Source organism: Pseudomonas sp. LH1G9 (genome assembly GCF_002949975.1).
Lineage (GTDB): Bacteria > Pseudomonadota > Gammaproteobacteria > Pseudomonadales > Pseudomonadaceae > Aquipseudomonas > Aquipseudomonas veronii.
Window position 1 is genome coordinate 6,103,403 of record NZ_CP026880.1, and the last position, 24,838, is coordinate 6,128,240.

23 protein-coding genes are annotated in these 24,838 nt (G+C 62.4%); 8 read left to right on the plus strand and 15 right to left on the minus strand.

Annotated features, from left to right (window positions below):
• Nucleotides 1-19 precede the first annotated feature (19 nt).
• Nucleotides 20-625, minus strand: coding sequence for an LPS assembly lipoprotein LptE (lptE, locus tag C5F70_RS28345; RefSeq protein WP_017848334.1), 606 nt, complete (start codon nucleotides 623-625; stop codon nucleotides 20-22).
• A gap of 89 nt (nucleotides 626-714) precedes the next feature.
• Nucleotides 715-3,321, minus strand: coding sequence for a leucine--tRNA ligase (gene leuS, locus C5F70_RS28350; protein ID WP_046381933.1), 2,607 nt, complete (start codon nucleotides 3,319-3,321; stop codon nucleotides 715-717).
• Between the two features lie 262 nt (nucleotides 3,322-3,583).
• Here leuS and C5F70_RS28355 point away from each other — a divergent pair, with 262 nt between their 5' ends.
• Together C5F70_RS28355 and C5F70_RS28360 are read left to right on the plus strand one after the other, a co-directional pair.
• Nucleotides 3,584-3,901: a hypothetical protein gene (locus tag C5F70_RS28355; RefSeq protein ID WP_046381934.1), complete on the plus strand. Its 318-nt coding sequence runs from the start codon at nucleotides 3,584-3,586 to the stop codon at nucleotides 3,899-3,901.
• Nucleotides 3,902-4,008: 107 nt separating this feature from the next.
• The gene (locus C5F70_RS28360) at nucleotides 4,009-4,770 is read left to right on the plus strand and encodes a YdcF family protein (protein WP_104904382.1); all 762 of its coding nucleotides are present in this window, start codon (nucleotides 4,009-4,011) and stop codon (nucleotides 4,768-4,770) included.
• 124 nt (nucleotides 4,771-4,894) lie between these two features.
• On the opposite strand, the gene lnt is transcribed toward C5F70_RS28360, so the two are convergent.
• From lnt to miaB, 5 genes are all read right to left on the minus strand, one after another.
• Entirely contained in the window at nucleotides 4,895-6,418 is a 1,524-nt protein-coding gene (gene lnt / locus C5F70_RS28365) for an apolipoprotein N-acyltransferase (protein WP_017848329.1), read from the minus strand.
• An 8-nt stretch (nucleotides 6,419-6,426) separates the two neighbouring features.
• Nucleotides 6,427-7,266, minus strand: coding sequence for an HlyC/CorC family transporter (locus C5F70_RS28370; protein WP_017848328.1), 840 nt, complete (start codon nucleotides 7,264-7,266; stop codon nucleotides 6,427-6,429).
• 42 nt (nucleotides 7,267-7,308) lie between these two features.
• Nucleotides 7,309-7,767 (minus strand): rRNA maturation RNase YbeY, encoded by a 459-nt coding sequence (gene ybeY, locus C5F70_RS28375; RefSeq protein ID WP_017848327.1) that lies wholly within the window; start codon nucleotides 7,765-7,767, stop codon nucleotides 7,309-7,311.
• Nucleotides 7,760-8,761, minus strand: a complete 1,002-nt coding sequence (locus C5F70_RS28380; protein ID WP_017848326.1) for a PhoH family protein — start codon at nucleotides 8,759-8,761, stop codon at nucleotides 7,760-7,762. The genes ybeY and C5F70_RS28380 overlap by 8 nt, the downstream gene beginning before the upstream one ends.
• Before the next feature lie 184 nt (nucleotides 8,762-8,945).
• Nucleotides 8,946-10,271, minus strand: a complete 1,326-nt coding sequence (gene miaB / locus C5F70_RS28385; RefSeq protein ID WP_017848325.1) for a tRNA (N6-isopentenyl adenosine(37)-C2)-methylthiotransferase MiaB — start codon at nucleotides 10,269-10,271, stop codon at nucleotides 8,946-8,948.
• 131 nt (nucleotides 10,272-10,402) lie between these two features.
• Here miaB and C5F70_RS28390 point away from each other — a divergent pair, with 131 nt between their 5' ends.
• Nucleotides 10,403-10,729, plus strand: coding sequence for a DUF1820 family protein (locus C5F70_RS28390; RefSeq protein ID WP_003194436.1), 327 nt, complete (start codon nucleotides 10,403-10,405; stop codon nucleotides 10,727-10,729).
• A 42-nt stretch (nucleotides 10,730-10,771) separates the two neighbouring features.
• Here the strand turns inward: C5F70_RS28390 and C5F70_RS28395 are convergent, their stop codons facing one another.
• The 4 genes from C5F70_RS28395 to C5F70_RS28410 all read right to left on the minus strand — a co-directional run bounded on the left by C5F70_RS28395 (nucleotide 10,772) and on the right by C5F70_RS28410 (nucleotide 14,291).
• Nucleotides 10,772-11,326 (minus strand): tetratricopeptide repeat protein, encoded by a 555-nt coding sequence (locus C5F70_RS28395; protein WP_104904383.1) that lies wholly within the window; start codon nucleotides 11,324-11,326, stop codon nucleotides 10,772-10,774.
• A 224-nt stretch (nucleotides 11,327-11,550) separates the two neighbouring features.
• On the minus strand, nucleotides 11,551-12,834 hold the full coding sequence (gene hemL, locus C5F70_RS28400; protein WP_046381936.1) for a glutamate-1-semialdehyde 2,1-aminomutase: 1,284 nt from the start codon (nucleotides 12,832-12,834) through the stop codon (nucleotides 11,551-11,553).
• An 11-nt stretch (nucleotides 12,835-12,845) separates the two neighbouring features.
• Nucleotides 12,846-13,475 carry a thiamine phosphate synthase gene (gene thiE, locus C5F70_RS28405; protein WP_017848322.1) on the minus strand — a complete coding sequence of 210 codons (630 nt, stop codon included), beginning with the start codon at nucleotides 13,473-13,475 and terminating at the stop codon, nucleotides 12,846-12,848.
• An 18-nt stretch (nucleotides 13,476-13,493) separates the two neighbouring features.
• Complete coding sequence (locus C5F70_RS28410) at nucleotides 13,494-14,291, minus strand: hydroxymethylpyrimidine/phosphomethylpyrimidine kinase (protein ID WP_026140190.1); 798 nt, start codon at nucleotides 14,289-14,291, stop codon at nucleotides 13,494-13,496.
• Nucleotides 14,292-14,579: 288 nt separating this feature from the next.
• Between C5F70_RS28410 and C5F70_RS28415 the strand changes: the two genes are divergently transcribed.
• The 4 genes from C5F70_RS28415 to C5F70_RS28430 all read left to right on the plus strand — a co-directional run bounded on the left by C5F70_RS28415 (nucleotide 14,580) and on the right by C5F70_RS28430 (nucleotide 21,030).
• A complete protein-coding gene (locus C5F70_RS28415; RefSeq protein ID WP_104904384.1) occupies nucleotides 14,580-16,973 on the plus strand; it encodes a hybrid sensor histidine kinase/response regulator in 2,394 nt (797 codons plus the stop codon).
• A gap of 69 nt (nucleotides 16,974-17,042) precedes the next feature.
• Complete coding sequence (locus C5F70_RS28420; protein ID WP_104904385.1) at nucleotides 17,043-18,695, plus strand: acyl-CoA dehydrogenase family protein; 1,653 nt, start codon at nucleotides 17,043-17,045, stop codon at nucleotides 18,693-18,695.
• A gap of 155 nt (nucleotides 18,696-18,850) precedes the next feature.
• Complete coding sequence (gene amn, locus C5F70_RS28425; protein ID WP_162231494.1) at nucleotides 18,851-20,323, plus strand: AMP nucleosidase; 1,473 nt, start codon at nucleotides 18,851-18,853, stop codon at nucleotides 20,321-20,323.
• Between the two features lie 71 nt (nucleotides 20,324-20,394).
• A complete protein-coding gene (locus C5F70_RS28430) occupies nucleotides 20,395-21,030 on the plus strand; it encodes a pseudouridine synthase (RefSeq protein WP_104904386.1) in 636 nt (211 codons plus the stop codon).
• Here the strand turns inward: C5F70_RS28430 and C5F70_RS28435 are convergent.
• A complete protein-coding gene (locus tag C5F70_RS28435) occupies nucleotides 21,025-21,234 on the minus strand; it encodes a DUF2788 domain-containing protein (RefSeq protein ID WP_026140189.1) in 210 nt (69 codons plus the stop codon). The genes C5F70_RS28430 and C5F70_RS28435 overlap by 6 nt on opposite strands.
• A gap of 162 nt (nucleotides 21,235-21,396) precedes the next feature.
• Nucleotides 21,397-21,876, minus strand: coding sequence for an Lrp/AsnC family transcriptional regulator (locus tag C5F70_RS28440; RefSeq protein WP_003194418.1), 480 nt, complete (start codon nucleotides 21,874-21,876; stop codon nucleotides 21,397-21,399).
• A 415-nt stretch (nucleotides 21,877-22,291) separates the two neighbouring features.
• Between C5F70_RS28440 and C5F70_RS28445 the strand changes: the two genes are divergently transcribed.
• Nucleotides 22,292-23,353, plus strand: a complete 1,062-nt coding sequence (locus C5F70_RS28445; protein ID WP_104904387.1) for a DUF6515 family protein — start codon at nucleotides 22,292-22,294, stop codon at nucleotides 23,351-23,353.
• Here C5F70_RS28445 and C5F70_RS28450 read toward each other — a convergent pair.
• Both C5F70_RS28450 and C5F70_RS28455 read right to left on the minus strand, forming a co-directional pair.
• Entirely contained in the window at nucleotides 23,350-24,243 is an 894-nt protein-coding gene (locus C5F70_RS28450; RefSeq protein WP_017848314.1) for a cation diffusion facilitator family transporter, read from the minus strand. The two genes, C5F70_RS28445 and C5F70_RS28450, sit on opposite strands and share 4 nt — an antisense overlap.
• Nucleotides 24,244-24,258: 15 nt before the next feature.
• A complete protein-coding gene (locus tag C5F70_RS28455) occupies nucleotides 24,259-24,678 on the minus strand; it encodes a hypothetical protein (protein WP_017848313.1) in 420 nt (139 codons plus the stop codon).
• Between the last annotated feature and the right edge of the window lie 160 nt (nucleotides 24,679-24,838).

The following is a 24,838-nucleotide window of genomic DNA, read 5'->3' on the forward strand; positions in this document are numbered from 1 at the left end:
CTGGGGCGCCCCGTCTGGCTTAGTCTACAGGGACTTCAACAGGCGATTGTTTCGGCGTGTTGTTTTCGTACTCTTGCGCGGCTTTCAGGGCGTCGGCGTCAGCCTTGGCCTTGTTGTCGGCGGTCTGTTGCAGCAGTTCCAGTTTTTCCGGCGTCAGCTGTTGCAGGCGCAGCATCACGCGTTGGACCAGCTCGCGACGCATTTCTTTGCGCACCTGGGTCATTTCCGAGTCCGAGCCCACCAGGTTGTTGCCATCGTGGCTCACGACCTTTTGCACTTCGATCTTGTCACCCATCAACGGCAGATGGTCGCGGCCCTGCATTTCAAACGTCAACGAAGTGATCAACTCGATATCGGACGCACGGCCGGCGCTGGCGTAGCTGAGGTTACGCTGGGTTTCTTTCTCGTCGGCCAGGAACAGCTTGTAGGTCGCGCCGGTGTAGACGTGTACGCCACTGTTTTTCAGGGTGTCGCGCAGTTGCACAACGGTTTCGCCGTAGGCGTTGCGGGCGCTGACGTCCAATTCCTTGATGGTCAGTTCATTGGTGCCGGTACCGCGCAGCTGGAAGCCGCAAGCGCTCAGCAGCACAGCAAGGCCCATCACCAGCAAATTGCGTTTGATCATTTTATTGCTCCCCTTGAAACCATGCGGGCCTTATCGAGGCCCTGAAGGTTTAGTTCGGCGCAGCGCTCAAGCCCTGCGCCCGATCCGATTTAGCTGGCGACGATATTGACCAGTTTACCCGGCACGACGATCACTTTGCGGATCGTCAGGCCTTCGGTAAAGCGCAGTACGTTCTCGTTGCAGCGCGCGGCCGCTTCGACGTCTTCGCGGCTGGCGCTGGCCGGCATGTCGATCTGGCCACGCAGTTTGCCGTTGACCTGAATTACCAGTTGCAGCGTGTCCTGAACCAGCGCGCTGTCATCCTGCACCGGCCAGCGGGCGTCAATGACGGCTTCGCTGTGGCCCAGGCGGTGCCACAGTTCGTGGCTGATGTGCGGCGTGATCGGGGCCAGCAGCAGGGTGACCGTCTCGAGGCCTTCGTGAACCAGCGCACGCTCCTGTTCGGTGGCTTGCGGGGCTTTTTCCAGCACGTTCATCAGCGTCATCACCTGGGCGATGGCGGTGTTGAACTTGTGGTTCTGGCCCACATCCTGGCTGGCTTGCTTGATGGCCAGGTGGGTGCTGCGGCGAATGGCTTTCTGCTCGTCGCTCAAGGCGGCCACATCCAGCTTGCCCGGCAGGCCCTGGCTGACATGGGCATGGGCCAGGCGCCAGACGCGCTTGAGGAAACGGTGCGAACCTTCGACGCCGGAGTCGGACCATTCGGCGCTCATGTCCGGCGGCGAGGCGAACATCATGAACAGGCGGCAGGTGTCGGCGCCGAACTGGTCGATCATCGACTGTGGGTCGACGCCGTTGTTCTTCGACTTGGCCATCTTCTCGGTGCCACCGATTTCCACCGGCAGGCCGTCGGCGATCAGCTTGGCGCTGATGACCTTGGCTTTGCTGTCGCGCTCGAGCTCGACATCCGCCGGGTTGAACCAGGTGTAGCTGCCATTGGCTTCGCGACGGTAATACGTCTCGGCGATCACCATGCCCTGGGTCAGCAGGTTCTTGAACGGCTCGTTGGAGCTGACCAGGCCTTCGTCGCGCATCAGCTTGTGGAAGAAGCGCGCGTACAGCAGGTGAAGAATGGCGTGTTCGATACCGCCGATGTACTGATCCACCGGCAACCAGTGGTCGGCCGCCGATTTCTCGACCAGGCCACCCTCGTAGTGCGGCGAGGCATAACGGGCGTAGTACCACGAGGACTCGACGAAAGTGTCCATGGTGTCGGTTTCGCGCTTGGCTGGCTGGCCGCATTTCGGGCAGCTGCACTCGTAGAACTCAGGCATGCGCGCCAAAGGCGAACCGGCGCCGTCCGGCACCACGTCTTCCGGCAGGACCACCGGCAACTGGTCTTCCGGCACCGGCACGTCACCGCAGGTTTCGCAGTGGATGATCGGGATCGGGCAGCCCCAGTAACGCTGGCGGCTGATGCCCCAGTCGCGCAGGCGGAACTGGGTGCGCGAGGCACCGAGGTTTTTCTTGATCAGCGCGACTTCGATGGCGTCGAAGGCGCCGGCGAAGTCCAGGCCGTCGAACTCGCCGGAGTTGATCAGTTCACCGTGCTCGCCGTAGGCGTCTTGCCACGGGGCCGGGTTGGTGTCGCCCGAGCTGGTGCGTACCACGGATTTGATCGGCAGGTTGTACTGGGTGGCGAATTCGAAATCGCGTTCGTCGTGGGCCGGCACAGCCATTACTGCGCCATCGCCGTAGTGCATCAGCACGTAGTTGGCGACCCATACCGGCAATTTTTCGCCGGTCAGCGGGTGCTCGACGAACAGCCCGGTCGGCAGGCCTTTTTTCTCCTGGGTGGCGACGTCGGCTTCCGCCACGCTGCCGCCTTTGCATTCGGCGATGAACGCCTGCAGCTCAGGGTTGTTCTGTGCGGCCTGGCTGGCCAGCGGGTGTTCCGCGGCCACGGCGACGTAAGTCGCGCCCATCAGGGTGTCCGGACGGGTGGTGAAGACTTTGAGGGTACCCGCTTCGCCGATCGAATCGACGTTGTACGGGAACTGCACTTCCATGCCCTTGGACTTGCCGATCCAGTTGCGTTGCATGGTCTTGACCTGTTCAGGCCAGCCCGGCAGGTCGTCGAGGCTCGACAAGAGTTCATCCGCGTAGGCGGTGATCTTGAAGTAGTACATCGGGATTTCGCGCTTTTCGATCAGCGCGCCGGAACGCCAGCCGCGCCCGTCGATCACTTGCTCGTTGGCGAGCACGGTCTGGTCGACCGGGTCCCAGTTCACGGTACCGTTCTTGCGGTAGATCACGCCTTTTTCGAACAGGCGGGTGAACAGCCATTGTTCCCAGCGATAGTAGTCCGGCTTGCAGGTGGTCACTTCGCGGGACCAGTCCACCGCCAGGCCCAGGCTGCGCAGCTGGGTCTTCATGTAGGCGATGTTTTCGTAGGTCCACTTGGCGGGCGCTACGTTGTTCTTCATCGCGGCGTTTTCCGCCGGCATGCCGAAGGCGTCCCAACCCATGGGTTGCAGGACATTCTTGCCTTGCATGCGCTGGTAACGGGAAATCACGTCGCCGATGGTGTAGTTACGCACGTGCCCCATGTGTAGCTTGCCGCTGGGGTAAGGGAACATCGATAGGCAATAGAACGTCTCCTTGCCCGGCTGTTCACTGACTTCAAAGGACTTTTGCTCATCCCAGAAGGTTTGGGCGGCATTTTCTATTTCACGGGGCTGATATTGTTCGTGCATGGCTACTTTTGAACTGAATAGGGGTGGCCTAATCCTCTTCGGTGCATTGTCCGAGCTGGCCGACACCATAAAGCGCCGCGTCCGTGCCCAAACCCTGCGGGAAGTGGAGTTACAGGAAGCGCCGTAGCATACATGACCCCACTCTATCGAGGGAAACCCTGATTGCGCGGTCGAGGCCGTCTGTCGCGGCGCCGGGCAGGCGCAGCCATGGGGGCTACGCTGTTTATTGGGGAGTGAGTCTTATCTTCAATGAGGTGAGGGGATGGTGGAATCGCAGCGAATGTTATCTAAACCGGATGTGTACCAAGGACTCATCGACCGTTTGGGTCGTGCATTGGATGCAGCAAGTACGGCGGGTCGATTGCGTGATGAGCAGCCCGTCGAGTTGGAACTGCGAGGCTTGAGCCACGCGGAGCTGGAACTGATCAAGGCTTACCTGGCAAGGAACGAACGTTCGGCTTTTACCGGCGTGGCGAGCACGCCGCCCAACGAGCCCGTGCGGTCGGCCAAGGTGGTGTGGCTCAAGGATGTGTCAGCCGCTCGCGGTCCGGAAAAACATCGGTCCGTGCGGTTCAAGTAATACATGCCCCTTAGTTTCCTGATCATCGCTGACTCTGCTTCGTTCTTGTAAAGATTGTCGCTAAACCCCGTTACACCTTAGGCTTCGGGCATCTATGGAGATGCTCGATGCCTATTCGTTATTTCATCAAACAACTGCTGTTGCCGCCCGGCATTCTCTTGCTGTTGCTGGCCCTTGCCTGGTGGTTTCGCCGCAGCCGCCCGCGCCTGGCCGGCTGCTGCTTTGCCCTCGGCCTGGGCGGGATGTGGCTGATGAGCCTGCCGATCATGGTGGAGTGGGGCGCGCGCGCCCTGGAGACGGCGCCGCCGTTGGCCCGGGAGGACTGGTCGAGCCTGGCCCGGCACGCCGATGCCATTGTGGTGCTGGGTTCGGGGCGCGAGCGTGGCGACCCGGCCTGGGGTTCGGACCAGCCAACCGGCATCGGGCTGGAGCGTCAGCGCTACGCCGCGCGATTGGCCAAGGCCTCCGGGCTGCCGGTGCTGACCAGCGGCGGTTTGCACTACGGCACACCGCCCAGCGAAGCTGAGTTGATGGCGGTATCGATGCGGGACGACTTCGATGTGGCGGTGCGCTGGAAGGAAGAGCGCAGCCGCACCACCTGGGAAAATGCGCAGATGAGTGCCGAGATTCTGTTGCCCGAAGGGATCAAGCGCGTCGTGGTGGTGACCCAGGCCTGGCATATGCCGCGTGCGGTCTGGAGCTTTGAAAAAGCCGGTTTCAGCGTGGTGCCGGCGCCGGTCGGCTTCCTCGGCGAGGATAACGCGCGGCCGCTGGGTGGTTGGATGCCGGAGTTCAAGTCGGTGTGGCAGAGCGGGCAGTTGCTCAATGAGGCGGTGGGGCAGGTGGGGTATCGGTTGTTCTACCGATAGCACCGCAAATCAAAATGTGGGAGGGGGCTTGCCCCCGATTGCGGTGTATCAGTATCAAATCTACTGACTGACACACTGCTATCGGGGGCAAGCCCCCTCCCACATTGGGTTCGGTTTGATTCTGTTAGACGGTTTTGGACATTCGGCCGGCCAGCAGCGCCCAGCCAAACAACACCAGGCACACCACGATCAGCGGCCACGAACGCCATTGCAGGTACGGCGTGAGGTTGTGCATCGGCACCACTTCGCCATAGAGGATGCCGCGCTCGAACTGCGGGATCTGCGCGGTGATCTGCCCATACGGGTTGATCAGCCCGGTCACGCCGTTGTTGGTGGCGCGGATCATCCAGCGGCCGGCTTCCAGCGCACGCATCTGCGCCATTTGCAGGTGCTGCAAGGGGCCGATGGAGGTGCCGAACCAGGTGTCGTTGCTGATGGTCAGCAGCAAGTCGCTCTGGGCCGAGAGGCTGGCGGCGAATTCCGGGTAGACCACTTCATAGCAAATGAACGGCGCAATCTGATAGCCCTTGGCCTGTAGCATCGCCTGGTCGGACGGGCCGCGGGCGAAGTCCGACATGGGCAGGTCGAAGAAGGCAATCAAGCCGCGCAGCATGTCCTGCAGCGGCACGTACTCGCCGAAGGGCACCAGCTTCTGCTTGAGGTAGGTGCCGTCACCTTCGCCCACGACGGTGATGCCGTTGTAGTAGCGCTTCTGGTGATGCACTTCCTGGCGAATCGGCACGCCGGTAATCAGCGCGGTGTGCCGTTCGGCGGCGAACTTGCCCATCATCCCGAGGTAGCCCTCGACGGACTCCTTGAGCACCGGCACGGCCGTTTCCGGCCATATCAGCAGGTCGACCCGCTTGGAGCTGAAGCTCATGTCGCGGTACAGCGCCAGTTGTGCATTGAGCTGCTCGGGGTCCCACTTCATGCTTTGTTCGACGTTACCCTGGATCGCCGCCACGCTCAGCGGGTCGCCGGACGGTGAAGTCCAGGCGTGATGCTTGAGGGCCAGGCCGATGGCCCAGGGCGCCACCAGCAGTAACAGGCCAGCGCCAATGAAGGCGTTGCGCTGGGTCGCCAGCAGGCGCGGCAGGTTGCACAGCAGGGCGGCGGTCAGGGCCAGGGCGAAGGAAATCAGCCACATCCCACCCAGCGGCGCGAGGCCGGTGAGGGGGCCGTCAAGTTGGCTGTAACCGGAGTACAACCAGGGAAAACCGGTCAGGAACCAGCCCCGGAACGCTTCCTGGCCGACCCATAGCGCCGCAAACGTCAGGGCATCGGCCAGTGGCGCTTCATTGCGCCGCAGCCAGCGCGCCCACAACCAGGCGGGCAGGGCGAAGAACAAGGCAATGGCGGCGGTGAACGCCAGCATCAGCAAGCCAGCCAGCAACACCGAAGCGCCGCCGAAGTGGTGGATGCTGTAGTAGATCCAGCTGGTGCCGGCGCCAAACAGGCCGAAACCGAAACACCAGCCACGGCCGAGGGCCTGGCGTGGGGACAGCTCGCGCAGCCCGATATAGAACAATCCGGCCGCGACCAACGCAAGCGGCCACAGATCGAATGGCGCCAGCGCCAGGGTGGTGATGGCGCCAGCCACCACGGCCAACAAGTTGCCGGGCCAGCCGGGTGCGATGAAACGGCGCATGTCAGTCCTTAACGGGCAATAGGTGTCAGGCGAATCAGATGAATCCGGCGGCTATCGGCATTCAGGATGCGGAAGCGATAAGCGCCGATCTCGGTGGTCTCGTTACGCTTGGGCAGGTGCCCGAACGCACTCATCACCAGGCCGCCGACGGTGTCGAACTCGTCGTCGGAGAATTCGCTGTCGAAGAACTCGTTGAAGTTCTCGATCGGCGTCAACGCCTTGATCAGAAAATCACCGCTCGGCAGCGGCTTGATGTAGCTGTCTTCTTCGACGTCGTGCTCGTCTTCGATATCGCCGACGATCTGTTCCAGCACGTCTTCGATGGTCACCAGGCCAGCGACGCCGCCGTATTCGTCAATCACGATGGCCATGTGGTTGTGGTTGGCGCGAAACTCGCGCAGCAGCACATTCAGGCGCTTGGATTCGGGGACGAAGGTGGCCGGACGCAGCAGGTCCTTGATGTTGAAGCTGTCGCCGTTCTCCTTGAGGATCAGCGGCAGCAAGTCCTTGGCCAACAGGACACCCATGACGTCGTCATGGCTTTCGCCGATCACCGGGTAGCGCGAGTGCGCCGAGTCGATCACGGCCGGGAGGAATTCCCGTGGGGTCTGGGGCGCCTTGATGCTGATCATCTGCGAACGCGGGACCATGATGTCCCGGACTTGCAGGTCAGCCACCTGGATGGCGCCTTCGACGATGGCCAGCGCTTCGCTGTCCAGCAACTTGTTCTGATGGGCCTCGCGCAGCAGCTCCAGCAGCTCCTGGCGGTTTTTCGGCTCGTGGGCAAAAGCCTGGGTCAGTTTACCCAGCCATGACTTTTGCCCGTTGCTCGATCGGTCTTCGCTCATAGCGATTACTCTAAATCCTTTGATGTTTCAGTTGAGTGTTGATCAGTTTTCGTCATCTGCATACGGATCGGGGTGACCCAATTCTGCAAGCAACGATCGTTCCAGTGCTTCCATTTCTTCGGCTTCGTCATCGTCTATATGGTCGTAACCCAACAGATGCAAGCAGCCGTGGATGACCAGATGAGCCCAATGGGCTTCAAGGGCCTTGCCTTGTTCCTGCGCCTCACGCTCGACGACTTCGACGCAGATCACCAGGTCGCCCAGCAACGGGATATCCAGCAGTTCGTCGGGTACGTCGGCGGGGAAGGACAGCACGTTGGTCGCGTAATCCTTCTGGCGCCAGGTGTGATTCAGTTCGCGGCCTTCGGGTTCGTCCACCAGGCGGATGGTCAGCTCCGAGTCGGCGGTGCGCTGGCGCAGGGCCAGGGCGCACCATTGACGGAACTGCTCTTCACTGGGGGCGGGCGCGTCGGTTGCCAGTTGCAGGTCAAGCTCAAGCATCGCGGCGGGTGTCCTTGGCCGGGGCGTCGTCGCGGTGCTCGAAGCGCTCGTAGGCTTCGACAATGCGCTGGACCAGCGGGTGGCGGACGACGTCCTTGGGCATGAAGTGCGTGAAGCTGATCCCCGGCACGTCTTTGAGCACCTCGATCACCTGGGCCAGGCCCGACTTGGTGCCCTTGGGCAGGTCGACCTGGGTGACGTCGCCGGTGATCACGGCGGTGGAGCCGAAACCGATGCGGGTGAGGAACATTTTCATCTGTTCGACGGTGGTGTTCTGGCTTTCGTCGAGAATGATGAAGCTGTTGTTCAGCGTCCGGCCGCGCATGTAGGCGAGCGGGGCGATCTCGATCACCTGGCGCTCGATGAGCTTGGCCACGTATTCAAAGCCGAGCATCTCGTAGAGCGCGTCGTAGAGCGGGCGCAGGTACGGGTCGATCTTCTGGGCCAGGTCGCCGGGCAGGAAGCCGAGCTTTTCGCCGGCCTCGACCGCCGGGCGCACCAGCAGGATGCGGCGCACTTGCTCGCGCTCCAGGGCGTCGACGGCACAGGCCACGGCCAGGTAGGTCTTGCCGGTACCGGCGGGGCCGATGCCGAAGTTGATATCGTTACCGAGGATTTCTTTGACGTAGCGCTGCTGATTCAAGCCGCGTGGGCGAATCATGCCCTTTTTGGTGCGCAAGGCCACGCTGGCTTCGGCCACCGGGTTGTTGGCCAGGTCTTCCACGGCCGATTCCTGCAGGTACAGGTGGACCGTTTCCGGCGACAGCTCACTACCCTTGGTTTCGCGGTAGAGGCGGCGGAGCAGGTTTTCTGCAGACGTGGTGTGCTGGGGTTCACCAATCAGCTCGAATTGATTGCCGCGGTTGCGGATCTCGATGCTCAGGCGTTGTTCGATCAGGCGCAGGTGCTCGTCGAACTGTCCGCACAGATTGGCGAAACGGCGAGCCTCAAACGGCTCGAGGAGAAAACGATGGGGTTCGATGGGTGCGTTCAAGGTCGCTTTTAGCCGCCCTTTGGCTGTTGAGGTGAAAGAGAGGATAACGCCACGCGCCAGTGTGCGAAAGCACTTATCCAACCCGATCCAGTGTGGGAGGGGGCTTGCCCCCGATAGCGGAGTGTCAGGCAGCTCATGTGCTGCTGATGTACCGCAATCGGGGGCAAGCCCCCTCGCACATTTATTACACCAGAGAGCCGCGCAACGAGTGCGGTTGCGCCGCATCGATGTGGACATCGGCGAACTGGCCGATCAGGGTCGGGTTGTCGCAACGGAAGTTGACGATGCGGTTGTTCTCGGTGCGCCCTTGCAGTTCGCCCGGGTCTTTTTTCGAGTAGTCGGTGACCAGGATGCGCTGGGTGGACCCGACCATTTGTCGACTGATCTCGAACCCCTGCTGGTTCAGGCGATGTTGCAGGGCGTTCAGGCGCTCTTTTTTCAGCTCTTCCGGGGTCTCGTCCAGCAGGTCGGCGGCAGGCGTGCCGGGGCGCTGGCTGTAGACAAACGAGTAGGAAAAGTCGAAACCGACGTCTTCAATCAGCTTCATGGTCTGCTGGAAGTCTTTCTCGGTCTCGCCGGGGAAACCGACGATAAAGTCCGAACTGATGCAGATGCCCGGCACTGCCGCACGTAATTTGCGCAGTTTGGATTTGTATTCCAGGGCGGTGTGGTTGCGTTTCATCGCCGACAGGATGCGGTCCGAACCCGATTGCACCGGCAAGTGCAGGTGCTTGACCAGCTCCGGCACTTCGGCGTGGGCCTGGATCAGGCTGTCGGAGAACTCCAGCGGGTGCGAGGTGGTGTAGCGAATGCGCTCGATGCCATCCACCGCGGCGACAACCCGGATCAGCTCCGCGAGGTCGGCCAGGCGCCCGTCGTGGGTCTGGCCGCGATAGCCGTTGACGTTCTGGCCCAGCAGGGTCACTTCACGCACGCCGTTTTCGGCCAGGTGGATGATTTCTGACATTACATCGTCAAACGGCCGGCTGACTTCTTCACCACGGGTGTAGGGCACCACGCAGAAGGTGCAGTACTTGCTGCAACCTTCCATCACCGACACGTAGGCGCTCGGCCCATCGATGCGCGGCTCGGGCAGATGGTCGAATTTTTCGATTTCCGGGAACGAGACGTCGACCTGGGGCAGCTTGGTGAGGCGTGCGGCGTCGATCATTTCCGGCAGGCGGTGCAAGGTTTGCGGGCCGAAGACCACGTCCACGTAGGGCGCGCGGTCGCGGATGGCTGCGCCTTCCTGGCTGGCGACGCAGCCGCCGACGGCAATCACCATCTCCGGGTTGGCCAGTTTCAATTCACGCCAGCGGCCCAACTGCGAATACACGCGGTCCTGTGCCCGTTCGCGGATCGAGCAGGTATTGAGCAGGATCACGTCGGCATCTTCGGCGCGGGCGGTGACTTCCAGGGCCTGATGTTCACCCAGCAGATCGACCATGCGCGAGCTGTCGTACTCGTTCATCTGGCAGCCGTGGGTTTCAATGTAGAGCTTCTTGGCCATGGGAATCGTCAACTGGTGGTAAAGAACCGCGCATTATAGGGGTCATGTCCATCGGTTCCTAGCACTGTGCATCGGGTGCCATGCTATAGTTCGCGCCCTCTTTTATATCCCCGATGTGTTCCCCGCCCACCATGACCAAACGTGAAGCTCCAATCTATAAGGTGATTTTCCTCAACCAGGGCCAGGTGTTCGAAATGTACGCCAAGCAGATCTATCAAAGTGATCTGTGGGGCTTCCTGGAAGTGGAAGAGTTCGTCTTTGGCGAGCGCACACAGCTGGTCGTCGACCCGGGCGAGGAAAAACTCAAGGCCCAGTTCGAAGGCGTGGTGCGCAGTTTTGTGCCGATGCATTCGATCGTGCGTATCGATGAAGTCGAGCGCCTGGGCACGCCGAAGATCAGCGAAGCGCGTGGCACGAGCAATGTCATGCCGTTTCCGATGCCGATGCCTGAGAAGTAGGGCGTTTGTAGCGAGGGCGCTGGCTCCCTCGTCACCGGTCGATCAGGGCAGGGGCGAGAACGGCGAGCGCCCATCCGCACTCTGCAGTTCCTGCAGATAATTGCGGAAGATCTGGCCCAGCACCTGGGTCGCCAGTTCCAGTTCATCGCGCTGCATGTGTTCGGCAACTTCGTCGGCGGTGTCCAGTGCGTCTTCGGCGCCGTTGACCGCGGCCATTTTCAGCACGATATACGCCTGGACGTTATTGGCCGGCACCCCTTCGCCTTTGAAGAACATGGTGCCCAGCTGGAATTGCGCCTGGGCGTGGCCCTGCAGCGAGGCTTTTTCGAAGTAGTTCAACGCTTTGTTGAGGTCGCGCGCGGGGTTCTTGCCGTCGTGGTAGTACTCGCCCAACTCGTATTGCGCCTGCGCATCCCCGCCGTCGGCCAGTTTCTGGCACGCGCTCAGGGCTTCGGCCTGGCTGTCTGGCTGGGTATTGAGGGTGCAACGACCCATCGCTGGGATTAACAACGAGTTGCCGCCTGCTTGTGCATGTGCCAGCAGCGGCTGAAGGAGCAACAGGCAGCCCAGGACCAGGGTGCGGCCGGTGCGTTTCATGGGAATCGACTTACCTCTGACGGGGCACGCGGACCCTCGGGGTCCAATAAGCGCGCATTATGAAATAAGCAGACCTCTGCTTACAAAGTCTTTACTCGTTTTTCTGCCGGTTGGGCAAGTTATCTGCCGGATTGCAGGTGATTTCTCGAGAAAACCAGGAAAAGTCTGTAAGCAAAGTAGCAAATCTGACGCCGCCGGGGGGCGACGTCAGAATGCTGTGCCGGTTATTTCAGGGCGGCGAAGGCGCGCTCGGCAGCATCCAGGGTCAGTTTCAACTCGGCGTCGCCATGGGCGATCGAGGTGAAGCCGGCTTCAAAGGCGCTCGGTGCCAGGTACACGCCGCCGTCCAGCATCAGGTGGAAGAAGCGCTTGAACAGGCCGGCGTCGCTGCCCATCACGTCCTCAAAGGTGACGATATCGTCGGCGCCGCTGAAATACAGGCCGAACATGCCGCCTGCTTGCGTGGTGACAAACGGAATGCCGGCGGCATCGGCGCGCTGTTGCAGGCCGTCGAGCAGGCGGGAGGTGTAGTCGGTCAGCTCGGCATGGAAGCCCGGGCGGCTGATCAGGCGCAGGGTGGTCAGGCCGGCGGCCATGGCCAGCGGGTTACCGGACAGGGTGCCCGCCTGGTACACCGGGCCCAGCGGCGCGATGTATTGCATGATTTCGCGCTTGCCGCCGAAGCAGCCCACCGGCATGCCGCCACCGATGATCTTGCCGAAGGTGCTCAGGTCCGGCGTTACGCCGTAATGCGCCTGGGCGCCACCGAGGGCTACGCGGAAGCCGGTCATCACTTCGTCGAAAATCAGCACCACGCCATGCTTGTCGCACTGTGCGCGCAGGCCTTCGAGGAAGCCCGGGGCCGGCGGTACGCAGTTCATGTTGCCGGCGACCGGCTCGACGATGATGCACGCCACCTCCTGGCCCACTTCATTGAGCATCTGCTCGACGGCGGCGATGTTGTTGAACGGCAGGGTCAGGGTGTGTTTGGCGAAGTCTGCCGGCACACCGGCCGAGCTTGGCACGCCCTGGGTCAGCGCGCCGGACCCGGCCTTGACCAGCAGGCTGTCGGAGTGACCGTGGTAGCAGCCTTCGAACTTGATGATGCTGTCGCGGCCGGTGAAACCGCGGGCCAGGCGAATCGCGCTCATGGTGGCTTCGGTGCCGGAGCTGACCATCCGCACCATCTCCATCGACGGCACGATCGAGCAGACCAGATCGGCCATCTCGGTTTCCATCGAGGTCGGGGCGCCGTAGGACAGGCCGTGTTGCAACTGCTGGCGCACGGCGTCGAGTACGTCCGGGTGGCTGTGGCCGAGGATCATCGGGCCCCAGGAACCGACGTAGTCCACATAGCGCTTGTCGTCTTCGTCGGTGACGTAGGCGCCTTCGGCATGCTTGAAGAACAGCGGCGTGCCGCCGACGCTCTTGAATGCACGCACGGGGGAGTTCACACCGCCGGGGATGTGTTTCTGGGCATCGGCAAACAGGGTTTCGGAACGGGACATGATCGGGCTCTCTAAACTGAAGATTTAAGAAGATCGTTGAAAGCGCGGGCGCGACGGGTGACTTCCTGGGTGCTGTCGGCACCAAACAGGCCGTGTACCACGGCGAGCAAGTCGGCCCCGTGGGCCACCAGCGGTTCGGCATTCTCCAGGGTGACGCCGCCGATCACGCAGATCGGCAACTGCAGGCGCGCGCGGGCCTGGGCCAGCATTTCGAGGCTGGCGGCGGGGGCGCCGGGCTTGGTGCTGGAGTTGAAGAAGCGGCCGAAGGCGACGTAGCTGGCGCCTTCTTTCGCGGCCTGTTCGGCCAGTTCGATCTGGCTGTGGCAGGTGGCGCCGATGATCGCCTTGGAGCCCAGCAACGCACGGGCCGTGGTCAGGGGGCCATCGGTCTGGCCCAGGTGAACGCCGACGCCCAGGCGCGCGGCCAGTTCGGCGTCATCGTTGATGATCAGTTGGGTCTTGTAGCGCGAGCACAATTCGCGGAGTTTTTCCGCTTCACGCAGGCGCCGGGCCTCGTCGCTGCTTTTGTCACGGTACTGCAACAGGGTCACGCCGCCATCCAGCGCCGCTTCGACGTAGGCGAGGAATTTGCCGGCCAATAATTGGCTGTCGGTAATGGCATAAAGGCCACGTAGTTTCATCGGGCAGGCCTCTTGGTGTTACGAGCAGAAATCCAGCGGCAGCCGGCGAGGCACGAACTGGCCCTGGCCGAGTTGTTCGGCGTCACGCAGGGTGCGCCAAGTGTAGTTGAGGGCCGATTGCACGGCGCTGACCAGGCCTTCACCCTGGGCGATCCGGCCCGCCAGCGCGCTGGCCAGCGTACACCCCGAACCGTGATAGCTGCCGGGCAGGCGCTGGCAGGTAAAGGTCTGGCGCGTGCCGTCGCGGCTGTACAGGCGGTTGTGGACTTGGTGCTCATCGCCATGGCCGCCGGTAATCAGCAGGTGCTTGATAAACGGCAACAGCTTTTCCGCGCATTCGTCCGCCGTGCCCTCAGGCAGTTCGGCAAGGATGCGTGCTTCAGGCAGGTTGGGCGTGGCGATCAGCGACAACGGCAACAGCCGCTCGCGCATGGCGTAGCCGACTTCGTCCTTGCCCAGGCTGCCGCCGCCACCGGCGCGCAGCACGGGGTCGCACACCACCGGCAGGTGCGGGTGCGCCTGCAGCAGTTCGACCACGGTGTCGACCATCGCGGTGGAGCCGAGCATGCCCAGCTTGACCGCCGCCACTGGCGAATCGCTGAGCACGGCGTTGGCCTGGGCCAGCACCCACTCGCGGTCGAGTACGCGGAAATCACTGACGTTGACGGTGTTCTGCACCGTCAGCGCGGTAACGGCCGGGGCCGCATGGCAACCCTGGGCGAGCAGGGCTTCGATATCTGCCTGCAAGCCGGCGCCACCACTGGGATCATGGCCGGAGAGACAGAGGACAACGGGGCGAGAGCTGTAGATATTCATGGTGCGCGAGCTTACCACCAAACGCTTTTGGCGTGGCCGTCTGGCGATGGCTGAATTTCGCCCGGAACCATGGGCGATTATGGCTGTTTGCTAGTATCGGATTTTAGTTGTGAAGTCCGCTGAAAGCCTTGTTCTAGAGCCTTTAGAAAAATTATATCAATGGTGTCTAATGGCCTTTAGCGGCTATGCTAAAGTGATTCGAAACAACTTACTGTATCGCCGGTATACGTCTTCTCAAAAGGAATGGGAGGCTTTTTGACATGACCGGACAGGTCACGCTGGGGCTCTATGCGTTATTTGCTGATTTTATTATTGTGCGGGCTACCGCTGCTCGCCGACGCCATTGAGTTCACCCAAGACACTCGAAGCCTGCCGCTGGGCCGGGCCATGCAAGTGCTCGAAGACCCGACCAACACCCTGACCATCGCCGATGTGAGCGCTCCCGCCGCTGCCACACAGTTCAAGCCCCACGACAAAGACACCCTCAACGCCGGCTATTCGCGCTCGGTGTTCTGGCTCAAGGTCAACCTGCGTTACCAGCCCAAGCCGCCTGAAACCCAGCGCACCTGGCTGCTGGAGTTGGCCTATCCGCCCCTCGACCACCTTGACCTGTACTTGCCCGACAGCACCGGCAACTATCGCCTGGCCGGTCGCACCGGGGATGCCTTGGCGTTCTCCAGCCGCGAGATTCGCCAGAACAACTACTTGTTCAAGGTCGACTTCACGCCGGGCGAAACCAAGACCGTCTACCTGCGCCTGCAAAGCGAAGGTTCGATCCAGGCGCCGCTGACGCTGTGGTCCAGCACTGCCTACCTGGAACAACAACCGCTGCGCCTATATGTATTGGGCCTGATCTATGGCGTGTTGCTGGGGATGCTGGTGTACAACCTGTTCATCTACCTCAGCGTGCGCGACACCAGCTACCTTTATTACATCTTCTATATCGCCTCGTTCGGTCTGTACCAGCTGTCGGTGAACGGTGCGGCGGTGGAGTATTTCTGGCCGAACAACCCCTGGTGGGCGAATGCCGCGACACCGTTCATGATCGGCTCGGCGGCGTTGTTCGGCAGCTTGTTCGCCCGCAGCTTCCTGCATACCGCCCAGCACAGCCGCTGGATCAATCGCCTGTTGCTGGCGCTGGTGGCCTGTGGCGCGGTGGTGATGCTGCTCTCACTGATGACCAGCTACGCTCTCGCGCTGCGCCTGGCCACCGGCCTGGCGCTGGTGTTCACCGTGACTATCTTCGTCGCCGCCATCAAGGCCTGGTACTGCGGCCAGCGGGTGGCGCGTTATTTCATCATCGCCTGGTCGGCGTTCCTGCTGGGCGGCGTGGTCAACACCTTGATGGTGCTGGGTTACCTGCCGAATGTGTTCCTCACCATGTACGCCAGCCAGATCGGCTCGGCGATCGAAGTGGCGCTGTTGTCCCTGGCCCTGGCAGACCGCATCAACGCCATGCGCGAGCAACAGGCGCAGATCCTCTACGACGCGAGCCAGAAGCTCGAAGTGCTCAACCAGCAGTTGGCCCGCAGTAACCGGCTCAAGGACGAATTCCTCGCCACCCTGACCCACGAACTGCGCACGCCGATGAATGGGGTGATCGGCTCCCTGGAATTGATGCAGACCGTGCCTCTGGACGACGACCTGGCGAACTACCAGCAAACCGCCGCCGGCTCGGCGCGGGACATGATGCGGATGGTCAATGGCATCCTCACCCTCACCGAGTTGCAGGCCGGGCGCCTGAGTGCCCAGCCCAAGGTGTTCAGCCTGCGCGGCGTGCTCGACACCTTGCGCCAGCAGTTCAGCGCCAGCGCCCAGAGCAAAGGCCTGGCCTTTTCCATCGATGTCGCCGACGACTTGCCCGATCGCCTGCGCGGCGATGCCGACAAACTCAGCCAGTGCCTGGATTGCCTGTTGGACAACGCCTTCAAGTTCACCCACGAAGGCGTCGTGCGTCTGCGGGTGGTCGGCGTGCCCCTGAGCGATGGTGCAGTGCGCCTGAGTTTTATCGTCACCGACACGGGCATCGGCTTTGCGTTCCTCGACGAGGCCACCCTGTACCAGCGTTTCTTCCAGCTCGATGGCTCGACGACCCGCGAATACGGCGGCCTGGGGATTGGTCTGGCGATCTGCCGGCAACTGATCGAATTACTCGGCGGGCGCCTCACCCATCATTCCGAACCGCGCAAGGGCAGTCGTTTTCAGCTGGAACTGGCGGTCACCCCGCTGCAGCCCGAGCCACGCCCGGCAAGCCCCGCGCACGCACGCACGCCTGCGCAGTGTGCGGTGCTGCTGGTGGACGACAACAGCGTCGGCCAGTTGGTGGTGCGCGGCATGTTGCTCAAGCTCGGTTATCGGGTGAAAACCGTCGACAGCGGGCCGGCGGCGTTGGCGGCGTTGCAGGGGGAAACCTTCGACGCAGTGTTGCTGGATATACCGGAAGGCGGTTTCTCGTTGTGCTGTCAGATTCGCGCGTTGCCCGGCTGCGGCGAGTTACCGGTGATCGCCCTGAGCACCACGTTGAATGTGTCCGAACGCGAGCGCTGCCATGGCATCGGCATCACCGAGCGCCTGGTCAAGCCGGTACGTTTCGACGCGCTGCAAGCGCTGCTGGAACGTCGGCTGCTGTGTCCGTCAGAGGGCGAAAGCGCCGGACATTCGGCGCGTATGCCACTTTTTTAAGCGAGATGACGGTGCTTAACTGAAATTCGGGCCGCAACCCCAGGTGGCCTTTTTTCCAGGAGGCCCGTCATGAACCTGCACCAGTTCGCCGAAACCCACGACGTCACCAACCAGCCGCCCTCCCTGGACGGCATCAACCTGTACCGCATCGATGTGCCGCTGCAAGACTGGTCGCGCCGCTTCGACGCCGGCTGGGCAGCACCGCGCTTCGATGCCTATGGCGCGTTGGCCGGTGGGCCGCTGATGGCGGCCGGGTTCCTGGCGAACCAGAACAAGCCACAGTTCAGCAGCCATGACCGCTATGGCCACCGTGTCGACCTGGTGGAGTTTCACCCGGCCTACCATGAGCTGATGCACACCGCCGTCGAGCATGGCCTGCCGTCGCTGCCGTGGGCTCATCCACAATCCGGCGCCCATGTGGCCCGTGCTGCCCTGACGTACCTGCACAGCCAGGCCGAGGCCGGCACAGGCTGCCCGTTGACCATGACCTTTGCCTGCGTCCCGGCCCTGCGCCTGCAACCGGATCTGGCGCAGACCTGGCTGCCGAAAATCCTCAGCACCGACTACGACCCGCGCAACGTCGGCATCGCCCACAAGGCCGGTGCCACCATCGGCATGGCGATGACCGAGAAACAGGGCGGCACCGACGTGCGCGCCAACACCACGCGTGCTTACCCCGTGGGCGCGGGCGGCCCCGGTCAAGCCTATGAGCTGGTGGGGCACAAGTGGTTCTGCTCGGCGCCGATGTGCGATGCGTTCCTCACCCTGGCCCAGACCGACAAGGGCCTCACCTGTTTCCTGCTGCCTCGGCACCGTCCGGACGACACGCGCAACCAGTTCTATATCCAGCGTCTGAAAAACAAACTCGGCAATTGCTCCAACGCGTCCAGCGAAGTCGAGTTCCGCGGCGCCCTGGCCTGGATGGTCGGCGAAGAAGGCCGTGGCGTGCCGACCATCATCGAGATGGTCGCCATGACCCGCTTCGATTGCATGGTCGGCTCCAGCGCCTTGATGCGCCAGGCGCTGACCCAGGCCAGCCATCATTGCGCCCATCGTTCGGTCGGCGGTCGCGTACTCAGCGAGCAGCCGCTGATGCAAAACGTGCTGGCCGACCTGGCGCTGGAAAGCGAGGCCTCGCTGGCCTTGAGCCTGCGCATGGGCCGCGCCCTCGATCATTTGGGCGATGAGCAGGAAGCCAAGTTCTCCCGGCTGGTGACGGCGGTGGGTAAGTATTGGATCTGCAAGCGCGCGCCGGCGATGATCAACGAAGCCGCCGAGTGCATGGGCGGTGCCGGTTATGTGGAGGAGAGTATCCTGCCGCGCTTGTATCGTGAGGCGCCGGTGAATTCGACGTGGGAAGGTTCCGGCAATGTGCAGTGCCTGGACGTGCTGCGCGCCTTGTCCAAAGAACCGGGCGTGCTGGAAGCGCTGTTCGTCGAGCTGGGCGACGGGCATGGCGACAGGCAGTTGGCGCGGCATGTCGAGCAACTGAAATCGGCGTTCATGGACACCCAGGATATCCAGTACCGCGCGCGGCAACTGACCGAGGACATTGCCGTAGCGTTGCAGGCCAAGTTGTTGCTGGAGGCCGGGAACGCGGCGGTCAGCGATGGGTTTATCGCCAGTCGTTTGGGCCAGTCGTCGGGGCGCGTGTATGGCACCTTGCCACGCGGTGTGGATGTTGAGGCGATTGTCGCGCGGTCCACGCCACAGGCCCTTTGAATACACGCGGTCAACATGTGGGAGCTGGCTTGCCTGCGATCGCGGTGTGCCAGCCTCCCACAGGGACTGAGCTCTTCTTGAGTAGGCATGCCAATTCAAAGTTTGCGTCTGACAGGGATACAGGCAAGATAAAGGTCTGCAAGTCAGCACACAGGATGCTTACCGTGACCGAAGCTTTTGTTGTCGTTCAAACCGCCGAAGAAGCCGTGGACCGGCTGGCGGCTCTGCATGAGCGTGCTACCGGCGCGCTCAATCAGGCCCTCAAGCAATACCTCAAGGACCGCGTCGAGCCCGACGCCGAACAACGCGCGATGTTTCGCTACCCGGAGCTGCGCCTGACTTACCAATGCCATGGCGAAGTCCCACAAACCACCCGGGCGTATGCCAAGGTCCAACTGCCGGGGACTTACAGCGTCACCGTCACCCATCCGTCGGCATTCCGTAAATACCTGCTGGAGCAATTGGTGCCGCTGATGCACGACTTCACCGTGACGGTGGAAGTCGGCGTCAGCCAGCAGAATATTCCTTACCCGTATGTGGTCGAGCAGGGCGACGAACTGGCCGGCTCCGGCGTGACCGCCGCGACCCTGGCGCGGGTGTTCCCCAGCACCGACCTGTCGGCCGCCACCGATGGCATCGCCGACGGCCTGTACGACTGGGAAAACACCGACCCGCTGCCCCTGGCCCTGTTCGATGCGGCCCGCGTGGACTTTTCCCTGCGCCGCCTGGTGCATTACACCGGCAGCGATTGGCGCCATGTACAGCCGTGGATCCTGCTGACCAACTACCACCGTTATGTCGATCAGTTCATCGTGCATGGCCTGGAGCAACTGCGCAGCGACCCGCGTTTTATCCGCATGGTGTTGCCGGGCAACGTGATCATCGACAAGAGCATGGACCACGGCGAAGCGTCCGCCATTGCCGCAGGCGTGGTCTGGCACCGTTACCAGATGCCGGCCTACCACCTGCAGGCCAGTGACGGCCACGGGGTGACGCTGGTGAACATCGGCGTCGGCCCGTCCAACGCCAAGAACATCACTGACCACCTGGCCGTGCTGCGTCCGCATTGCTGGCTGATGATCGGCCACTGCGGCGGCCTGCGCCAATCCCAGACCATCGGCGACTATGTCCTGGCTCACGCCTATATGCGCCGTGACGGCATTCTCGACCGCGTAGTGCCGCCGAACATCCCGATCCCGGCCCTGGCCGAAGTGCAGATGGCCTTGCAGCAAGCGGCGGCCAACGTCACCGGCGAAAAAGGCGAAGAGCTGAAAAAGCGCCTGCGCACCGGCACCGTGCTGACCTACGACGACCGCAACTGGGAACTGCGCTGGGCCCAGGAACGGCCGCTGATCAACCTGTCCCGCGCCGTCGCGGTGGACATGGAGAGCGGCACCATCGCCGCTCAAGGCTACCGTTTGCGCGTGCCTTACGGCACGTTGCTGTGTGTCTCGGACAAGCCGTTGCACAGTGAGATCAAGCTGCCGGGCTCGGCCAACGCGTTCTATGAGCGGGCGGTCAGCCAGCACTTGAAGATCGGCATCGAGGCGGTCGACCTGTTGCGCACCGAGCTCAACTCGCTGCATTCGCGCAAACTGCGCAGCTTCGACGAGCCGCCGTTCCGCTAAGCGGTTGGGATGGTCATTTAGCGGTCAGGCCACTAGCATTGTCGGTCCTGACCGTTAGATGTTCCTTCGCCATGTCCCGTCCCAGCCGTCCCGATTCGCGTCGCCCTGGCGTGAAAGCCCCGTATTCCGCAACCCGTCGCGTCGCCAAGGCGCCACCGGCCGAGCCGAAGCTGATCCTGTTCAATAAACCGTTCGACGTGCTGACCCAGTTCAGCGACGAAGGCGGGCGGGCGACCCTCAAGGATTTTATCGACATCCCCGGCATCTACCCGGCGGGCCGCCTGGACCGTGACAGCGAAGGCCTGCTGCTGTTGACCAACGACGGTCAATTGCAGGCGCGGATTGCCGACCCCAAGCACAAGCTGGCGAAAACCTACTGGGTGCAGGTGGAAGGCGAACCCACCGAAGAACAACTGCAACGCCTGCGCGACGGGGTGGAGCTCAACGACGGCATGACCTTGCCCGCCGAAGCACGGCAACTGGACGAGCCTGAGTTATGGCCACGCAACCCGCCGGTGCGTTTTCGCAAAAGCGTGCCGACCCACTGGCTGGAGTTGGTGATTCGTGAGGGGCGAAACCGCCAGGTGCGGCGCATGACCGCGGCGGTGGGGTTGCCCACCTTGCGCCTGGTGCGCGTGCGGATTGGCGATTGGTCCATCGACGGCCTGGAGCAGGGCCAATGGAAGGCCGTGCCGGCGCGCTTATAAGGCGCCGGACTCGATCAGGCCGATCACCACGCTCTTGATGACGAACGCGGCCACGCCCAGGCCCAGCACGAAAAACAGAATGAACGAGCCAAAACGCCCGGCCTTGGATTTCTTCGCCAGGTCCCAGACGATGAAGCCCATGAAAATGATCAGAATCGTGACCAGGCCGGTCATCATCCATTCTTCGAATAGTGCGGGGTCAATCGAGTTCATTGGTTTCTTCCGACAGGGCAGGCGGGAAGTATACGGCAGTGCTCGGGCTGGGCATTGACCTGCGTCGGTGCGTCGCAGGCAGACTTCACGGTTGAAACACAGGCTGAATATGGGAGGGAGCAAGCCCCCTCCCACCTTTGACCGTCACCGATCTCAAGTACGCAGGTGGGTCAGCGGCAGCTCGGTGCTGTTCAATACCTGGTTCAGCACAAAGCTCGAGCGCACGCTGGTCACGCCTTCGATCCGAGTGAGGTGGCCCAGCAGCAGCTTCTGGTAGTGATCCATGTCGGGCACCACCACTTTCAACTGATAGTCGGCATCCATTCCGGTCACCAGGCTGCATTCCAGCACCTGCGGCAGGGTGCGGATGGCGGCTTCGAAGTTCTCGAAGCGCTCGGGGGTGTGGCGGTCCATGCCGATCAGCACGTAGGCGGTGAGGCTCAGGCCGAGCATCTTGCGGTCGAGCAGCGCGACCTGGCGGGCGATGTAGCCGTCGTCCTCCAATTGCTTGACCCGGCGCGAGCAGGGCGACGGCGACAGCCCGATACGCTCGGCCAACTCCTGGTTGGAGATCCTCGCGTCGCGCTGCAATTCCGCCAAAATACTCAGGTCGTATCGGTCAAGTTTGCTCATGGGGCTGGCCTTTGTCGTAACTATTGCGGTGAATTATCCCTTAAGGGTTAAAAATTGCGCAAGCACTGTTTATTGACGCAATCTTCGCAATCATCTGCCGGGGCGCTGCGCCTATGATTACCAACAGAATCACCGCCTGGACATAGTCCACTGCAGCTCGCCCAATCAGGCCCGCTGCGGCCGCCACCCCAGCAGGGTTGAGCCGGCCTCCAGGCTGCACACTGTCCACAAGACGGCGTGAGGTGAGCCAACGTCATAAGCGTTGAGCCAGGACGAAGTTCTCAAGGGGCGGCCGACGGGCTGCCCCTTTCTTTTTGCCTTAAGAAAATAGTTCTCGTGACTGATAACCTGTTCCAGAACCGGGCGAGGCTTTTCCAGTCTCATTGATAAGCCCTAAACCGCAGTGAGGAAGAGCATGAAGCGCATCTGGCGAATGGCAGGTGTTGGTTTGTTGGTGGTCAGCGTCAGCGCGCAGGTAACAGCGGACGAGCGCGATAATTCACCCGAGCGGCCGCAGGGCGGCGGGCAGCATGAACGCGGCCCTGAAGGTGGCGGGCGGCCCGAGAATAATCAGCCGCGCCCGCAGATCGCGCCGCCTCGGCCTGAGAACAATCAGCCACGCCCGGAGAACCCGCATTTTGATCGCGGCGGCCCGAACGGCGGCGGTCAGGGGCAAGGCCGGCCCCAGGGCAATGAGCCGGGTCGCCCGGCACCGCAGCCACAACCGTCGAACAGCCTGCCGATCCAGGGGCGGCCCGATACGGTGCGCCAGACCCAGGAACCGCGTGAGGGTTACTACCGCGATATCCCGCGCCGCAACGACGGCAATCAACATTGGGAGGCCGGCGGCCCCGGTTCACGTCCAGGCAACGATGGCGGTTACCACAATGGGCGTCCCGGTGATAATCGCTGGCCAGGTCGCCCCGATGGGCACGGCAACGGCTGGGGCCCCGGCCCGCAGTATCGCCCGGGGTATGTGGTGGATCGTTTTCCCGAGCGTAATTACCGCGTGCCTTACCGTGGCCAGGATTATTTCTTCTCCGGCGGCTACTGGTATCGCCCGCAAGGCCCGCGCTATGTAGTGGTGGCGCCGCCGTATGGCATCCGCGTGCATTACTTGCCGGACTACGCGCGCGAAGTGTGGGTGGGCGGTGCGCTGTTTTTCCTCGCGGCGGGTGCCTATTACACCTACGAAAACAGTACCCAGCAGTACGTGGTGGTGGAACCGCCGACCGCCGTACCGGCACCGCAGCCAGCGCCCCAGGGTAACGGTTATGACGTGGTGGCCTATCCCGCCAACGGCCAGTCACCGGCGCAGGTGCAGCAGGATGGTTACGACTGTTATCGCTGGGCCGTGCAGCAAAGTGGCTTTGACCCGCAAGCGGTCACCTACGCTCCGGCCCCGGCAGTGGTGCAAGCCTATCGCCAGGCCCAGGGCAACTGCCTGAGCAGTCGCGGCTATCAGGTGCAGTACTAGGCCTGGGCGCCACTCACCACATCCAACGGGTCGGCGTGTACCAGCACTTCGGCCCGCGGGTAGGCTTTGTGAATGGCATCGGCGGCCTGGTCGCTGATGCCGTGGGCGACAGACAACGTCAATTCCCCCGGCAATTCCAGGTGCAGTTGCACAAACCAGTGGTTGCCGGAAATCCGCGTGCGCAAGTCGTGTGCGCCCAGCACGCCGGGTACACCACGCGCCAATTCCAGCATGTGTTGGCTGACGTCCGGCGGCAGTTCTTCGTCCATCAGCACGGCAAAGCTTTCCCGGGCGATCTGGATCGCGCTCCACAGAATGTAGGCCGCGATGCCCAGGCCAAACCAGGCGTCGATCTGATGGAAGCCGAAACCGGCCAGGATCAGCGCAATCAAGATACTGCCATTGAGCAGCAGGTCCGAGCGGTAGTGCAGCGAGTCGGCGCGCACGGCGCTTGAGCCGGTTTCCCGCACCACGTGGTGTTGCAGGACCAGCAGGGCCACGGTCAGCGCCAGGGACAAGATAATCACGCCAATGCTCAGCCACGGCGCGCCCACCGGCTCGGGATGCTTGATCCGTTCGAATGCCTGCAACGCAATCAGCACCGCACTGCCGGCGATAAACAGCGCCTGCGCCATCCCGGCCAGCGACTCGGCCTTGCCATGCCCGTAACGGTGATCGTCATCGGCCGGGCGCAGGGCGTAATGCACCGCCAGCAGATTGAGCAGCGAGGTGACACCATCGAGTAGCGAATCGGTCAACCCGGCGAGCATGCTCACCGAGCCGCTGAGCCACCAGGCGATGGCCTTGGTCACAATCAGCACAGAGGCCACGCCCACCGAGGCGCGCGTGGCCAGGCGCAAGAGCCGGGCGTGTTCGGGACTGCTGGTCATAAGCGGGTCAGATCCTTAGGCGGACGGTTGTAAGCCGAGGGCCGCCAGTTGTTGCACGCTGCCCTTGAACTGGATCATGCGCGGGTCGTCCAGCGGCAGCGTGCGACCGGTTTCCTGCTGGATGATGGTCTGCAGCTTGGCGGTGTCGACCTTGCCGTCGGCACCGATGGCTTGCTGCAGTTTCTCCGGGGCGACTTGTGCGGTCTTGCCCGGTTCGAAGTAGATCGCGCCGGTGGCGAAGTCGACGCCGAAGGCGATCAGGCCAGGGATCACGTAGAACAGCAGGCCCACGGCATCGAGCACGGCAATCGTCGGGTCGATCTTGCCGTCGATCTGGCCGCGGCGATCGGGATAGAAAATCGAACCGCAGGCCGTCAGTTGGCTCAGCAGAGTGACGGCGAGGACACCGCCGATGACACGGGAAGCGATACGCATGGAAAATCTCCTGTCAGTCACTGTAGGAGCGAGCTTGCTCGCGAAAGACGTTAACGATACCGCGTGCTGCCTGAATGTGCGTGGTGCTCTGTGATTTTTCGCGAGCAGGCTCGCGCCTACGGGAGACCACCACCGGTATCCGACAGTTCGCCGTTATACT

Excerpts from the sequence above, each read along its gene's own strand:
- lptE (WP_017848334.1), bottom strand. The coding sequence starts at position 625 with ATGATCAAACGCAATTTGCTGGTGATGGGCCTTGCTGTGCTGCTGAGC.
- leuS (WP_046381933.1), bottom strand. The coding sequence starts at position 3,321 with ATGCACGAACAATATCAGCCCCGTGAAATAGAAAATGCCGCCCAAACC.
- C5F70_RS28355 (WP_046381934.1), top strand. The coding sequence starts at position 3,584 with ATGGTGGAATCGCAGCGAATGTTATCTAAACCGGATGTGTACCAAGGA.
- C5F70_RS28360 (WP_104904382.1), top strand. The coding sequence starts at position 4,009 with ATGCCTATTCGTTATTTCATCAAACAACTGCTGTTGCCGCCCGGCATT.
- lnt (WP_017848329.1), bottom strand. The coding sequence starts at position 6,418 with ATGCGCCGTTTCATCGCACCCGGCTGGCCCGGCAACTTGTTGGCCGTG.
- C5F70_RS28370 (WP_017848328.1), bottom strand. The coding sequence starts at position 7,266 with ATGAGCGAAGACCGATCGAGCAACGGGCAAAAGTCATGGCTGGGTAAA.
- ybeY (WP_017848327.1), bottom strand. The coding sequence starts at position 7,767 with ATGCTTGAGCTTGACCTGCAACTGGCAACCGACGCGCCCGCCCCCAGT.
- miaB (WP_017848325.1), bottom strand. The coding sequence starts at position 10,271 with ATGGCCAAGAAGCTCTACATTGAAACCCACGGCTGCCAGATGAACGAG.
- C5F70_RS28390 (WP_003194436.1), top strand. The coding sequence starts at position 10,403 with ATGACCAAACGTGAAGCTCCAATCTATAAGGTGATTTTCCTCAACCAG.
- C5F70_RS28395 (WP_104904383.1), bottom strand. The coding sequence starts at position 11,326 with ATGAAACGCACCGGCCGCACCCTGGTCCTGGGCTGCCTGTTGCTCCTT.
- hemL (WP_046381936.1), bottom strand. The coding sequence starts at position 12,834 with ATGTCCCGTTCCGAAACCCTGTTTGCCGATGCCCAGAAACACATCCCC.
- thiE (WP_017848322.1), bottom strand. The coding sequence starts at position 13,475 with ATGAAACTACGTGGCCTTTATGCCATTACCGACAGCCAATTATTGGCC.
- C5F70_RS28410 (WP_026140190.1), bottom strand. The coding sequence starts at position 14,291 with ATGAATATCTACAGCTCTCGCCCCGTTGTCCTCTGTCTCTCCGGCCAT.
- C5F70_RS28415 (WP_104904384.1), top strand. The coding sequence starts at position 14,580 with ATGCGTTATTTGCTGATTTTATTATTGTGCGGGCTACCGCTGCTCGCC.
- C5F70_RS28420 (WP_104904385.1), top strand. The coding sequence starts at position 17,043 with ATGAACCTGCACCAGTTCGCCGAAACCCACGACGTCACCAACCAGCCG.
- amn (WP_162231494.1), top strand. The coding sequence starts at position 18,851 with ATGCTTACCGTGACCGAAGCTTTTGTTGTCGTTCAAACCGCCGAAGAA.
- C5F70_RS28430 (WP_104904386.1), top strand. The coding sequence starts at position 20,395 with ATGTCCCGTCCCAGCCGTCCCGATTCGCGTCGCCCTGGCGTGAAAGCC.
- C5F70_RS28440 (WP_003194418.1), bottom strand. The coding sequence starts at position 21,876 with ATGAGCAAACTTGACCGATACGACCTGAGTATTTTGGCGGAATTGCAG.
- C5F70_RS28445 (WP_104904387.1), top strand. The coding sequence starts at position 22,292 with ATGAAGCGCATCTGGCGAATGGCAGGTGTTGGTTTGTTGGTGGTCAGC.
- C5F70_RS28450 (WP_017848314.1), bottom strand. The coding sequence starts at position 24,243 with ATGACCAGCAGTCCCGAACACGCCCGGCTCTTGCGCCTGGCCACGCGC.
- C5F70_RS28455 (WP_017848313.1), bottom strand. The coding sequence starts at position 24,678 with ATGCGTATCGCTTCCCGTGTCATCGGCGGTGTCCTCGCCGTCACTCTG.